This is a genomic window from Sphingomonas sp. DC5200-1, assembly GCF_049897245.1.
Classification (GTDB): Bacteria; Pseudomonadota; Alphaproteobacteria; order Sphingomonadales; family Sphingomonadaceae; genus Sphingomonas; species Sphingomonas aquatilis.
The window spans coordinates 572,769-585,787 of sequence record NZ_JAFCVW010000002.1 but is presented as its reverse complement, the minus strand read 5'-3'; the positions used below and the strand labels follow the sequence as shown (position 1 = coordinate 585,787).

Annotated in this window: 12 protein-coding genes and 1 riboswitch; of the genes, 7 read left to right on the top strand and 5 right to left on the bottom strand. The window is 68.0% G+C overall.

Annotation, left to right across the window (positions count from 1 at the left end; all coding sequences use genetic code 11):
• Positions 1-100: 100 nt before the first annotated feature.
• Positions 101-1,078 (bottom strand): 4-hydroxy-3-methylbut-2-enyl diphosphate reductase, encoded by a 978-nt coding sequence (gene ispH / locus ACP7A3_RS05945; RefSeq protein WP_198526657.1) that lies wholly within the window; start codon positions 1,076-1,078, stop codon positions 101-103.
• Positions 1,079-1,230: 152 nt separating this feature from the next.
• Here ispH and ACP7A3_RS05940 point away from each other — a divergent pair, with 152 nt between their 5' ends.
• The 6 genes from ACP7A3_RS05940 to ACP7A3_RS05915 all read left to right on the top strand — a co-directional run bounded on the left by ACP7A3_RS05940 (position 1,231) and on the right by ACP7A3_RS05915 (position 7,572).
• The gene (locus ACP7A3_RS05940) at positions 1,231-1,830 is read left to right on the top strand and encodes a hypothetical protein (protein ID WP_426255331.1); all 600 of its coding nucleotides are present in this window, start codon (positions 1,231-1,233) and stop codon (positions 1,828-1,830) included.
• A 252-nt stretch (positions 1,831-2,082) separates the two neighbouring features.
• A riboswitch (glycine riboswitch) is annotated at positions 2,083-2,174 on the top strand.
• 162 nt (positions 2,175-2,336) lie between these two features.
• Positions 2,337-3,539 (top strand): glycine cleavage system aminomethyltransferase GcvT, encoded by a 1,203-nt coding sequence (gene gcvT, locus ACP7A3_RS05935; protein WP_426255002.1) that lies wholly within the window; start codon positions 2,337-2,339, stop codon positions 3,537-3,539.
• 20 nt (positions 3,540-3,559) lie between these two features.
• Positions 3,560-3,931 (top strand): glycine cleavage system protein GcvH, encoded by a 372-nt coding sequence (gene gcvH, locus ACP7A3_RS05930; protein ID WP_017980040.1) that lies wholly within the window; start codon positions 3,560-3,562, stop codon positions 3,929-3,931.
• Positions 3,932-4,074: 143 nt separating this feature from the next.
• The gene (gene gcvPA, locus ACP7A3_RS05925) at positions 4,075-5,433 is read left to right on the top strand and encodes an aminomethyl-transferring glycine dehydrogenase subunit GcvPA (RefSeq protein WP_426255332.1); all 1,359 of its coding nucleotides are present in this window, start codon (positions 4,075-4,077) and stop codon (positions 5,431-5,433) included.
• The gene (gene gcvPB / locus ACP7A3_RS05920) at positions 5,430-7,001 is read left to right on the top strand and encodes an aminomethyl-transferring glycine dehydrogenase subunit GcvPB (RefSeq protein WP_426255003.1); all 1,572 of its coding nucleotides are present in this window, start codon (positions 5,430-5,432) and stop codon (positions 6,999-7,001) included. The genes gcvPA and gcvPB overlap by 4 nt, the downstream gene beginning before the upstream one ends.
• 67 nt (positions 7,002-7,068) lie before the next feature.
• The gene (locus ACP7A3_RS05915; RefSeq protein ID WP_017980037.1) at positions 7,069-7,572 is read left to right on the top strand and encodes a CcdC protein domain-containing protein; all 504 of its coding nucleotides are present in this window, start codon (positions 7,069-7,071) and stop codon (positions 7,570-7,572) included.
• Here the strand turns inward: ACP7A3_RS05915 and ACP7A3_RS05910 are convergent.
• Entirely contained in the window at positions 7,569-9,026 is a 1,458-nt protein-coding gene (locus tag ACP7A3_RS05910) for a diguanylate cyclase domain-containing protein (protein ID WP_426255004.1), read from the bottom strand. The genes ACP7A3_RS05915 and ACP7A3_RS05910 overlap by 4 nt on opposite strands.
• A 113-nt stretch (positions 9,027-9,139) precedes the next feature.
• Here ACP7A3_RS05910 and ACP7A3_RS05905 point away from each other — a divergent pair, with 113 nt between their 5' ends.
• Positions 9,140-10,009 (top strand): tyrosine recombinase XerC, encoded by an 870-nt coding sequence (locus tag ACP7A3_RS05905; RefSeq protein ID WP_426255333.1) that lies wholly within the window; start codon positions 9,140-9,142, stop codon positions 10,007-10,009.
• 204 nt (positions 10,010-10,213) lie between these two features.
• On the opposite strand, the gene ACP7A3_RS05900 is transcribed toward ACP7A3_RS05905, so the two are convergent.
• From ACP7A3_RS05900 to ACP7A3_RS05890, 3 genes are all read right to left on the bottom strand, one after another.
• Entirely contained in the window at positions 10,214-10,816 is a 603-nt protein-coding gene (locus ACP7A3_RS05900) for a DedA family protein (protein ID WP_147036742.1), read from the bottom strand.
• A gap of 23 nt (positions 10,817-10,839) precedes the next feature.
• Positions 10,840-11,835: a glutathione synthase gene (gshB, locus tag ACP7A3_RS05895; RefSeq protein ID WP_426255005.1), complete on the bottom strand. Its 996-nt coding sequence runs from the start codon at positions 11,833-11,835 to the stop codon at positions 10,840-10,842.
• Between the two features lie 573 nt (positions 11,836-12,408).
• Positions 12,409-12,789, bottom strand: a complete 381-nt coding sequence (locus tag ACP7A3_RS05890; RefSeq protein ID WP_294313841.1) for a YraN family protein — start codon at positions 12,787-12,789, stop codon at positions 12,409-12,411.
• Positions 12,790-13,019: the final 230 nt, after the last annotated feature.

The following is a 13,019-nucleotide window of genomic DNA, read 5'->3' as shown; positions in this document are numbered from 1 at the left end:
GGTGGCGTGCTCGTGATGCGGCGGCGTCGGGCGCCCGGTGGCCGTTTTGCCTGGACACCACCCACCCCCGTCCCCTCCCTCATAGGGAGGGGAGAAGCGCCTACGCCGCTTCCAGCCCGCGCGGCAGCTTGAAGGCGATCGTTTCGCGCGTCGTCTCTTCCTCGCGCTCGGTGACGTCGTAGCGGGTGGCGAGCAGGTCGACGAGTTCGCGCACCAGCTGTTCGGGCGCCGACGCGCCGGCGGTGATGCCGAGCGTGCCGACGCCGTCGAGGAACGACCAGTCGAGATCAGCGGCGCGCTGGATCAGGCGCGCGGGGATGCCCTCGCGCTCCGCCACCTCGACGAGGCGGACGGAGTTGGACGAATTGGGCGCGCCGATCACCAGCATCGCATCGCACTGGCCGGCGATCGCCTTGACCGCGGCCTGTCGGTTCGACGTCGCATAGCAGATGTCCTCGCCGCGCGGCGCCTGCATCAGCGGGAAGCGGCGCTGAAGCGTCGCCACGACCGCGGCGGTATCGTCGACCGACAGCGTCGTCTGCGTCAGGAAGGCGAGGTTGGCGGGATCGGGTGGGGTGAAAGCCTCGGCGTCTTCGACCGTCTCGATCAGCGACATAGCGCCTTCGGGCACCTGGCCGAACGTGCCGATGACCTCCGGATGGCCGGCATGGCCGATGAAGACGATATGGCGGCCGGCATCGACCAGCCGTTCGGCCTGGCGATGCACCTTCGACACCAGCGGGCAGGTCGCGTCGAGATAGGACAGGCCGCGATCCTCGGCGGCGGCGGGCACGGACTTGGGCACGCCATGCGCGGAGAAAACGACGGGCACACCGTCGGGCACCTGGTCCAGCTCTTCGACGAAGATCGCGCCCTTCGCCTTCAGCGTATCGACGACGAACTTGTTGTGGACGATCTCGTGCCGGACATAGACGGGCGCGCCGTGCTTTTCGATCGCGAGTTCGACGATGCGGATCGCGCGGTCGACCCCGGCGCAAAAGCCGCGCGGCGCGGCGATCAGCAGGTCGAGCGGAAGCCGGGCGGTGCCGGCGGCGGCGTCTGCGGGGATGGAGGCCATGTCCTGCCGCTTACGCGATTGCTTGCGCGCGCGAAAGGCGGTTCCTATGGTGCGCGCCGCAACGCCGGCCCCGTGCCGGCGCTGGTCCTGCTCGTTCGACAAAGGTACGCGTCCTCGTGAAAACCCCGGCAATCGGCCTTTGCGCCCTCGCGTTGATCCTGTCCGGTTGCGCGGGCAAGGGCGAGATCGTGGAAGGCGGCATCACCGCCGTGCGTTCGGCCTGCCCGACGGTGGGCGTCGCGGCGGGCACCGGCGACGTCACGCTGTTCGATCCGGCGACCAGCCGCGACGAGAATGCGATCGACGTGGTCGCGAACATGACGCACGTCCGCGGCACCTGCGCCGATGTGGGCGACGACATCACGACGACGATCACCTTCGACGTGCTCGCCCGTCGTGCTCGCGCCGATGCGGCGCGCGACCTGACGCTCCCCTATTATATCGCGATCGTGCGCGGCGGCACGGCGGTGACCGCGAAGCGCAAGGGAACGGTGACGGTGCACTTCGATGCCGGCCAGACCCGCGCACAGGCGAGCGGCACCGCATCGACCACGATTGGTCGTGCCGCGGCGACGCTGCCGGAGTCGGTGCGCGAGGAACTGACCAAGAAGCGCAAGGCCGGCGACGAGGACGCCGCGGTCGATCCGCTGACCAAGCCCGAGGTGCGCAGCGCCGTGCTGCGCGCGACGTTCGAAGCGCTCGTCGGCTTCCAGCTGACCGACGACCAGCTCAAGTATAACGCGCAGCGGTAAGGGCCGGGGCGGTCACCGCCTTCCCGTCGTCACCCCGGACGTGTTCCGGGGGCCACTTCGCGGCGAGGGGGATGTTTCGAGGCTCTTGGCCTTCCCCCGCGGCCCGGTGGACCCCGGAACACGTCCGGGGTGACGGGGGAGATGGCGCGGTCGTCTCGTTTACCCAACTTGGCCCGATCGGCCGCTTTCTCAATTGACTAAACCGGCCTCGCTCGCCAGAGCGGCGCTTGTCGATGGCGGTGCAAACCGTCATGGGCATGCGCGGGAGAGAGCCCCTCACGAAAGGGGCCGCCGAAGGAGCAACCACCCCGGAATCTCTCAGGCAAACGGACCGCGCAGGCCTTATCGATACTCTGGAAAGCGCCCCTTCTAGGGGCCACCGAAGGGGTAAGCCGGCGGTGCCGGCGAAAGCTCTCAGGTTCCCGTGACAGAGGGGGTTCGACGGATCGTGACGGCGGGTATGCCCCCGCAGGAACGGTCGCGTGGCCTTGATCTGGAGACGGTTGATGAGCGAGACGCTGACGGAAACCCTGCCCGACCCGCTCGATGGGATCGACGAGGGCGACGAACCCGCCATCCTGGACCTGCCGCTCGACGCCTGGCACCGCGCCCGCGGCGGCCGCATGGTGCCGTTTGCCGGCTACGAAATGCCCGTCCAGTATGAAGGGATCATGGCCGAGCATCTGTGGGTGCGCGAGTCGGCCGGTCTGTTCGACGTCAGCCACATGGGGCAGGTGACGCTGACCGGGGACGGCCTGGATGCGGCGGCGATCGCCAAGGCGCTGGAAGCGGTGCTGCCGGGCGACATCGCCGGCCTGGCGCCGACCAAGATCCGCTATTCGCTGCTGCTGAACGACGAGGGCGGCATCCTCGACGATCTGATGGTGACGACGCTGCCGGCAGACGGCGCGCATCCGTTCGGCGAGGCGAGCTACTACGTCGTGGTCAACGGCGCGACCAAATACGACGACCTCGCCTATCTGCTCGACGTGCTGCCCGACGATGTGACGCTGAACCTGATGGACGAGCAGGCATTGCTCGCGGTGCAGGGGCCGAAGGCGGTCGAAGCGGTCGCGCGGCTGGTGCCGGGTGTCGAGAGCCTCGTGTTCATGACCGCGGGTGCGTTCGAGTGGAACGGCCATGCGCTGTGGATCAGCCGCTCGGGCTATACTGGGGAAGATGGCGTCGAGATTTCGATCCCTGCCGAGGCAGCCGCGGCCTTCGCCGATGCGCTGTGCGAACAGCCCGAGGTGAAGCCGATCGGCCTGGGTGCGCGCGATTCGCTGCGGCTCGAAGCCGGGCTGCCGTTGTATGGTCACGACCTCGATCCCGAAACGACGCCGGTGATGGCGGACCTTGGCTTCGCGCTGTCGAAGCGGCGTCGCGAGGCGGGTGACTTCGCCGGTGCCGGCCGCATCCTCGCCGAGCGCGAGAGCGGCGCGGCGGTGAAGCGCGTCGGCCTGTCGGTCGCCGGGCGCCAACCGGTGCGCGAGGGCGCGAGCGTCGTCGATGCGGAGGGTGCGGTGATCGGCCGCGTCACCAGCGGCGGCTTTGCCCCCAGCGTCGGCGCGCCGATCGCGATGGCCTATATCCCCGCCGATCTGGCGAGCGCCGGCACCGCCGTCCGCCTCGTCCAGCGCGGCAAGATCCATGAGGGCATCGTCACCCCGATGCCTTTCGTTCCCCACCGCTACGTCCGCAAGGCGTAGGCTTTCTGGAGCCAGTCAAGATGAGCCGTTACTTCACCGAAGATCACGAATGGGTCGACGTCGATGGTGACATCGGCACGGTCGGCATCTCGGAATATGCGCAGAGCCAGCTGGGCGACATCGTGTTCGTCGACGTTCCCGAAGACGGCAAGGCGCTGTCGAAGGGCGACGAGGCCGCGGTGGTCGAATCGGTGAAGGCGGCGTCGGACGTCTATTCGCCGGTGTCGGGCAACGTGCTGGAAGGCAACAGCCAGCTCGCCGACGATCCCAGCCTCGTCAACTCGGACGCCGAGGGCGAGGGCTGGTTCTTCAAGATCACGCTGAGCGATCCGTCCGAGCTGGAAACGCTGATGGACGAGACCGCCTACGAAGCGTTCGTCGCGAAGCTGTAAGACCTGCTCCCCTCCCTGGAAGGGAGGGGCTGGGGGTGGGTGGAGTGCTTGCGATACGGCCGCCGCGCCGGGCAAGCCTTGCCGTACCACCAGGACGCTACCCACCCCCGACCCCTCCCTTCCAGGGAGGGGAGGAGCCTATGATGCGCTACCTGCCGCTTACCCAAACCGACCGTGAGGCGATGCTGTCCGTCATCGGCGCCGCCAGCATCGACGATCTGTTCGTCGACGTGCCCAAGGCTGCCCGGCTCGACGGCCCCGTCCATGGCCTGCCCAATCACGCCACCGAACTCGCGGTCGAGCGGCATATGGCCAAGCTCGCGCGGGCGAACACGGTCGCGGGCGAAGTGCCCTTCTTCCTCGGTGCGGGCGCGTATCGGCATCATGTGCCGGCGACGGTCGATCACCTGATCCAGCGCGGCGAGTTCCTGACCGCCTATACGCCGTACCAGCCCGAGATCGCGCAGGGCACGCTGCAGATGCTGTTCGAGTTCCAGACGCAGGTCGCGCGCCTGCTCGGCACCGACGTGGCGAACGCGTCGATGTACGACGGCTCGACCGCCTGCTGGGAAGCGATCGGCATGGCGCGGCGCATCACCAAGCGCGGCAAGGCGATCCTGTCGGCTGGCCTGCACCCGCATTACGTCAGCGTCGCCAAGACGATGGCGAAATATACCGGCGATACGCTGGACACGACGACGCCCTGGCTGACCGGCGAGATGGACATCGACCGGCTGATTGAGAAGATCGACGGCGATACGTCGTGCGTCGTCGTCCAATATCCCGACATCCTCGGCCGCATCGCCGACCTGACGCCGCTGGCCGACGCCTGCCACAAGAACAAGGCGCTGCTGATCGCAGTCGTTACCGAGCCGGTGGCGATGGGTGCGATCCGTAGCCCAGGCGAAATGGACGCCGATATCGTCGTCGGCGAAGGCCAGTCGCTGGGCGTCGGCCTGCAGTTCGGGGGTCCGTACGTCGGGCTGATGGGCTGCAAGGAGAAGTATATCCGCCAGATGCCGGGTCGCTTCTGCGGTGAGACGGTGGACGCCGATGGCAAGCGCGGTTTCGTGCTGACGCTGTCCACGCGCGAACAGCATATCCGTCGCGAAAAGGCGACGAGCAACATCTGCACCAATTCGGGCCTGTGCGCGCTCGCCTTCTCGATCCACATGACGCTGCTCGGTGAGGCAGGCCTGCGCCGGCTCGCCGCGATCAACCACGCCGGCGCGTGCCGTGCGGCAGATCGGCTGAGCAAGGTGCCGGGCGTCGAGCTGGTGACGCAGAGCTTCTTCAACGAATTCACGCTGAAGCTGCCCAAGGAAGCGCGTCCCGTCGTCCGCACGCTGGCGGATCGTGACATCCTGGCGGGCGTGTCGCTTGGCAGGCTGTATCCAGGCGAGGATGCCCTCGCCAACGGGCTGATCGTCGCGGTCACCGAAACGACGACCGCGGAGGACGTCGAAACCCTTGCCGCCGCACTCGAGGAGGTTTTGGCATGAGCATCAACCAGAGCGGCTGGCGCCCCGAGATGACTGCGCGTGACGATGCGGCGGGCCAGACCTTCACCGGCAATCGCGCGCTGATGCTGGAAGAGCCGTTGATCTTCGAGATCGGCTCGACCGAGACGACCGGCGTCGACTTTCCGGACGGCGACGTCGCGGGATCGCGGTTGGGCGACCTGACGCGCAAGCAGCCGATCAGGCTGCCGGGCCTCGCCGAGCCGGAAACGATCCGTCATTATACGCGGCTCAGCCGCCAGAATTACGCGATCGACCTGGGGCTGTTCCCGCTCGGCTCGTGCACGATGAAGCACAATCCGCGCCTCAACGAACGCGTCGCGCGGATGCCGGGTTTTGCCGACGTCCATCCGTTGCAGCCAGTCGATACCGTGCAGGGCGCGCTGGGCGTCATCAACGAACTGGCGGTGTGGCTGATCAAGCTGACCGGCATGTACGGCGTCGCGATGAGCCCCAAGGCGGGCGCGCATGGCGAGCTGTGCGGCATCCTGTGCATCAAGGCGGCGCTGGAGAAGCGCGGCGAGGGGCATCGCAAGGTCGTGCTGGTGCCCGAATCGGCGCACGGCACCAATCCGGCGACCGCCGCCTTCGCGGGCTTCACCGTCGAGGACATTCCCGCGACGCCCGACGGCCGTATCGACACCGCGGCGCTCGAAGCGCGGCTGGGGCCGGACGTGGCGGCGGTGATGATCACCAATCCCAACACCTGCGGCCTGTTCGAACGCGATCTGAAGCGCATTTCGGACGCGGTGCATGCGGCGGGCGGCTACGTCTATTGCGACGGCGCGAACTTCAACGCGATCGTGGGGCGGGTGCGTCCGGGCGATCTGGGCGTCGATGCGATGCACATCAACCTGCACAAAACGTTCTCGACGCCGCACGGCGGCGGCGGGCCGGGGTCCGGGCCGGTGGTGCTGTCCGAAGCGCTGGCGCCGTTCGGGCCGCTGCCGTTCACCGCGCGGATGGCGGACGGTCATATCCAGCTGATCGAGGAAGAGACGGCGGGCGACGACCATCCCGACACGTTCGGGCGAATGACCGCTTTCCACGGCCAGATGGGCATGTTCACCCGGGCGCTCACCTACATCCTCAGTCATGGCGCCGACGGCCTGCGCCAAGTCGCCGAGGACGCGGTGCTCAACGCCAATTACGTGCTGCGCAGCCTGGAAGGCACGCTCGACGCGCCGTTCGCGAAGGCGGGGCCGTGCATGCACGAGGCGATCTTCAGCGACGCCAACCTGGCTGAGGGCTTCTCGACGCTCGACGTCGCCAAGGGGCTGATCGACGAGGGCTTCCACCCGATGACGGTCTATTTCCCGCTCGTCGTCCATGGCGCGATGCTGGTGGAGCCGACCGAGACCGAATCGAAGGCGGCGCTCGACCAGTTCATCGGCGCGCTGCGCAGCGTGGCGGAGCGGGCGAAGGCCGGCGATGCCAGCCTGAAGACCGCACCGCACTTCGCCCCCCGGGCCCGGCTCGACGAAACGCTGGCGGCGCGCAAGCCGGTGCTGGTGTGGAAGGAGCAGCCGCTGGCCGCGGCGGCGGAGTAACGGCGTCTCCCCTTCCGTCGGGTCCCTGCCCTCGCTACCCTGCGTCCGAACAGGGCAGGGGTAGCGAATGCAGGTACATCAGGCGGGCGGCTGGATCAGCTATGCGATCCCGTTCGTCGTCATCGCGATCGTCGTGGCGATCCGGTGGAAGCGAATGAGCCGGGTGACGCCGCTGAAGCTGGAGCGGCTGTGGATGCTGCCCGCCGCCTATGCCGCACTCGTCGTCTTCGCCTTTGCGATGCACCCGCCCAAGGGGCTGGCGTGGCTTTTCTGCCTGCTGGCGCTGGGGCTTGGCGCGGCGCTGGGCTGGCAGCGGGGCAAGATGATGCGGATCATGTTCGATCCCGAAACGCATACGCTGAACCAGACATCGTCGCCCGCCGCATTGCTGTTCATCGTCGTCCTCATCGTCGTGCGCAGCGGGGCGCGGGGGGCAATGAGCTACAGCGGCGGCGCGTTCGATCCGATGGCAGCGACCGACGTGCTGATGGCGCTGGCGCTGGGCCTGTTCGCGGCGCAGCGGCTGGAGATGTACCTGCGCGGCAGGCGCATGCTGGAGGCGGCGCGCTAACCCGCGCGCCGTTGTGCCGTGGGCGTGCGGCCGATGCGCTTGCGCTTTTCGGCGTAGAGCATCGCGTCGGCGCGGCGGGCGAAGTCGCGCAGCGAGTGGCAGTCGGTATCGAACATCGCATGGCCGATCGACCCCGCGCTCGTCATCGTGATGCCGTCCGCAGTGACGGGGACTCGCAGCGCGGCTTCCAGGCCGCGGCACAGCCGTTCCGGATCGGCGATCAGCGCGGTCGCAGTGACGATCAGGGCAAATTCGTCGCCGCCGATCCGCGCCGCGAAACAGTCGCGTAGCCACGGCTGGGTCAGCGCCGCGCCGGTCAGGCGTAGCACGTCGTCGCCCGCATCATGGCCCAGCGCGTCGTTGATCGCCTTGAACCCGTCGAGGTCGATCAGCATCAGCATCAGCGGACTGCCGTCGGCGCGGGCGCGGGTCATTGCGGCATCGAGCTCACGGTCGAAGGCGGCGCGGTTGGCGATGCCGGTCAGCGCGTCGGTATCGGCCGATCGGCGCAGCTGCGTTTCGAGGCGATGGCGTTCGGTAATGTCCTGGAACACGCCGACCAGCGCCTGGACGCTGCCGTCCTCGCCACGCTCCGCCTCGCCCGCCGCGCGCACCTGCAACAGCCGCCCGTCGGCGGTGTGCAGCGCGGATTCGAAGTCGAAGGGCTCGCCGGTCCGCACCGTGCGGCTGATCGTTTCCGAAATCTGATCGCGCATATACGGCGGGTAAAATTCCAGCGCCTTGCTGAGCGGGGGCTGGTCGCCGGTCGGCACACCGTGGATGTGAAAGACATTTTCCGACCATTCGAGCTGCGAATCGCCGAGCGACAGGCGCCACGATCCGATCCGCGCGATACGTTCGGCCTGGCGGAAGATCTTGTCCTGCCGCGCAAGGTCGCGGACCAGCTGTTCGCCCGTCGTCGCGATGCGGATCGCCTCCATCGCATTCCGCCGTGCGGCGATCAGCACCTCGGCCAGTGTCCCGAGGTGGCGCAGCGCCGCTTCGCCCGCCGCGTTGAGCGAGCGCGGCGTGACATCGAGCACGCACAACGTCCCGATCGGCTGCGTCACGCCCTGGCCATCGACGACATGGATCGGCACGCCGGCGTAGAAGCGGTTGCCCGCGTCCGTCACCACCGGGCTGGTGCGATAGTGCGCATCCAGCGTCATGTCGGTGATAACCATCAGCTCATTCTGTCGCACGGTGCGGTCGCACATCGCGACGTTGCGCCCAAGTTCGTTCGGGCCGGGCGCGTTCATCGCCTTGACCCAGATTCGCTCGCGATCGACGAGGCTGATCAGCGCGGTGGGACAGCCGAGCAGGTCTGCGGCCAGCGCGACCACCGCGTCGAATTCGCGTTCGGGCTCGCTGTCGAGCAGGTTGAGCGCGTGCAGCGCCGCCAGGCGACCGGCTTCGTCATAGGCCGCCTGTGGGGGAAGGACAGCATCGTTCATGACATTTCCCATGCCATCCAAGGTCTTAAAATGTCCTTCCCCCACGGGGCGGTCCGAGCCACAACCGCGACGGAATGAGCGAGACCGATCCTTACGAAACGATGCCCCTGACGATGCAATGGGCGGCGCATCTGGCGCGCGACCGGCGTCGGTCGGCGCATACCGTGCGCGCCTATCGCGCCAGTGCGGAGCGGCTGGTCGCGTTCCTGCAGGCGCATTGGGGCGAGCGGCCGACGGCGGCGGCGCTGGCACGGGTGAGCGCGGCGGACCTGCGGGCCTTTCTGGCGGCGCGGCGTGGCGAGGGGCTGGGCAATGCCTCTGCCGCGCGTGAGCTGTCGGCGGTGCGCGGGTTCCTGGCGTTCGTGGCGCCCGATGCGGCAATGCCCCGGCTGCGCGGCCCCCGCGTCAAACCCGGCGTGCCGCGGCCGATCGCGCCGGACGAGGTGATGGCGCTGGCCGGCGAGGTGGCGGAGGAGGCGGCGGAACCCTGGGTGGGCGCGCGCGACTGGGCGGTGCTGCTGCTGCTGTATGGCGCAGGGCTGCGCATCGGCGAGGCGATCGCGCTGCCGGCGCGCGTGCTGCCGCTGGGGGAGACGCTGACGGTGACGGGCAAGCGCGACAAGACGCGGATCGTGCCGCTGCTGCCGCAGGTGCGCGCCGCGGTGGAGGCCTATGCGGCGCAGATGCCCTGGGCGCTGGCGCCGGATGAGCCGCTGTTCCGTGGCGTGAAGGGCGGGCCGCTGTCGCCGGGGATGATCCGGCGATCGGTGCGTGCGGCGCGCGGGCGGCTGGGGCTCGGCGAGCGGACCACACCGCATGCGCTGCGCCACAGCTTCGCGACGCATCTGCTGGGCCGCGGCGCCGACCTGCGCGCGTTGCAGGAGCTGTTGGGGCATGCGAGCCTCAGCTCGACGCAAATCTATACCGCCGTCGATGCGGCGCATCTGCTGGACGTGTACCGGAACGCGCATCCTCGGGCTTGATGGCCGGCGAAGATGGACGACTGGAACACCTTGGGCGAAACGATTGCGGGTGATCGTTTCCATTGTTGCACCCATCGAAAGAGCTGTTCAGCCGCTCGCAATGACGCGGGAATCGCGGATCGCTGGCGTTAGCGGATTGGGTAGCTGTAGGACAGCGGGCCTAGCATTTCTGAACGCATTCAGGTCCTTACCGGCGTCCCGATCCTATCGTGCGCGCGGTTTCCAGGTGACGACGCGATAGAGGTAGGCCAGGACGATCGCGACGCTGAGCGCGACGGCGGCGGGGCCGACATAGCGGTCGATCGCCTCGAAATTCGACCCGAGATAGACACCGGCGGCGGCGAGCATACTGTTCCAGATCAGGCTGCCCGCAAAGGTCCAGACGAGGAAGCGCCACAGCGGCATGCAGGTCATGCCCGCAGGCAGCGATACGAGCGTGCGGAAGGTGGGCATGAAGCGGAACACGAACACCACGCCGCCGCCACGCTTGCAAAAGAAGCGGTGGAGCTTTTCGACATCCTCCCACTCCATCGTCAGCCAGCGGCCGTGGCGTTCGATGAACGGGCGGAAGCGCTGGTAGCCGATGTGGCGGCCGATGAAATACCAGAAGTAATTGCCCGCGGTGGTGCCGGCGGTGCCCCACAGGACCAGCGGCACGATCGCCATGTCGCCGCGCGCCACCGCCATGCCGCCGAGGCCCATGATCACCTCCGACGGGATGGGCGGGACGATATTCTCCAGCGCCATCAGCAGGAAGATGCCGATATAGCCGCCCTGGGCGATGGCGTTGAGGATGAACTCGGTCATGGCCCGGGGTAACGGCGCGGGGGTCAGCCGCGTTCCGCTGCAGTGCCATTCGATGCGCGCTGCGCGACGCGGCGCTCGATGGCATCCCAGATCAGGCCGGCGACGTCGGTGCCGTCGAACGTCTGGATCGCGACGATGCCGGTGGGGCTGGTGACGTTGATTTCGGTCAGCCATTCGCCGCCGATCACGTCGATGCCGACGAACAGCAGCCCGCGGCGCTTCAATTCCGGCCCGAGCACGGCGCAGATCTCGCGCTCGCGCTCCGTCAGTTCGGTTTTGACCGCCGAGCCGCCGACCGCGAGGTTCGATCGGATTTCGCCTTCACCCGGCAGGCGGTTGATCGCGCCGGCGACCTCGCCGTCGATCAGCACGATCCGCTTGTCGCCCTTCGCCACCGCGGGCAGGAACGCCTGGATCATATGCGGTTCGCGCCAGGTCTGGTTGAACACCTCGATCAACGCGGACAGGTTCGCACCGTCCGATCCGACACGGAAGATCGCCTTGCCGCCGTTGCCGTGCAGTGGCTTGACGACGATCTCGCCATGCTGCGCCAGGAAGGCGCGTGCTTCGTCGAGGCTGCGGGTGATGAGCGTCGGCGGCATGAACTGCGCATAGTCGAGCACGAACACCTTTTCGGGTGCGTTGCGGACGCTGTGCGGGTCGTTCACCACCAGCGTCCGATCGGCGATGCGCTCGAGCAGGTGGGTGGCGGTGATATAGCCCAGGTCGAAGGGCGGGTCCTGCCGCATCAGCACAACGTCGGCCTGCTCGCCGAGATCGAGGCTGGCGGGCGCGTCGAAGCGGAAATGCTCGCCCGCGCCCGATGCCGCCGGGCGCTGTACCGTCACCGGATGCGCCTTCGCCCAAACGCGGCCGTCGGCGTAATTCAGGTCCTCGGCGAGGTAATGGAACAGCCGGTGCCCGCGCGCCTGGCCTGCCAGCATCAGCGCGAAGCTCGAATCGCCGGCGATGTTGATCTGATCGAGCGGGTCCATCTGAACGGCGACGGTGAGGGTCATGGGCACACTCGCGAGTGGGTTGGTTCGGGGTGGGACTTAGGGGCCGGGCGGTGGAATGTCACCCGGAGCGCGCGCGGAAGTGGACGAAGTGGACGATACGTCGTTGTCGGGAGGCGGGGGACGGAACGTCTTTTTTGTGAGGGAGGCCAAGGGGTTTGCGCGCAGAGGCGCGGAGGGCGCGGAGGTGTGTCGCGCGACGCAGCGTTTCGCTTTATAGCCGACGGGGGTGGCGGATCGCATCGGTACGGCAGGCGCGCCCCTCTGCGGTCTCCGCGCCTCTGCGCGAGCATCGTCCTGCCTTTCGACCTGTGGTGAGATCGCCCCCAACCGTCACCCCCAGCTCAGGCTGGGGTCTCTCGCGGCGCTTGCTGCGCGATAATCGGGAGATCCCAGCCTGCGCTGGGATGACGATGGGGCAGGGGGGATGGATTGGGCGTCTTGGACGGGACGCGCTGTGGGGCGGGGCGACGGGACGGGCATGGGTGAAGGCTATCGACGCCGCGGCGCGTAGGACAGCGTGTCCCGCTTTCCGTCGCCCGATCCGTCACTTGCGGTGCGGGTGATCCAACACGCTCAGCCGATCCAGGCATTCTCGATATGCCGCGGCCGGGTGCCGGGGGCGAGCAGGATGACGTCGACGCGGATGTCGTCGCCCGGCCCGGCATAGCGCGGCATCAACACCTCCGCCGCCGCGGCGACGCGGGCGAGGCGGCGTTCGTCGATCGCGTGGTCGAGGTCTGCGGCGGTGGCGCGGGTCTTCACCTCGACGAAGGCGATCAGCGCACCGCGGCGGGCGACGATGTCCACCTCACCCGCCGGCGTGCGCACGCGGCGATCAAGGATGCGCCAGCCCTTCAGTCGCAACCACCAGCCTGCGATCCGTTCAGCCCGTCGGCCAGCGGCTTCGGCGGACTGGCGCGCCTGGGTGGTGCGGCGACGGGGCGGGCGGGGCATGGGGGGAGGGTGGCGCAGTACGCCGACGGTCGCAAGGTTTTGGGTGGGCCGTGTCGTCGAGAAGCCGACGGGCAGCTTCCGCCCAATAGCGGACATTGCTCGTGAATGTTTAGACTGGTACTAAGCGCGATGCTCTATGCCGTTCTGATAGCACTGTTAGCGATGCATGATGACACGGGCCCTGCTGCAAAATCTGTCGCAACCAAAGTCCAAACGACACTTCAAGTCGA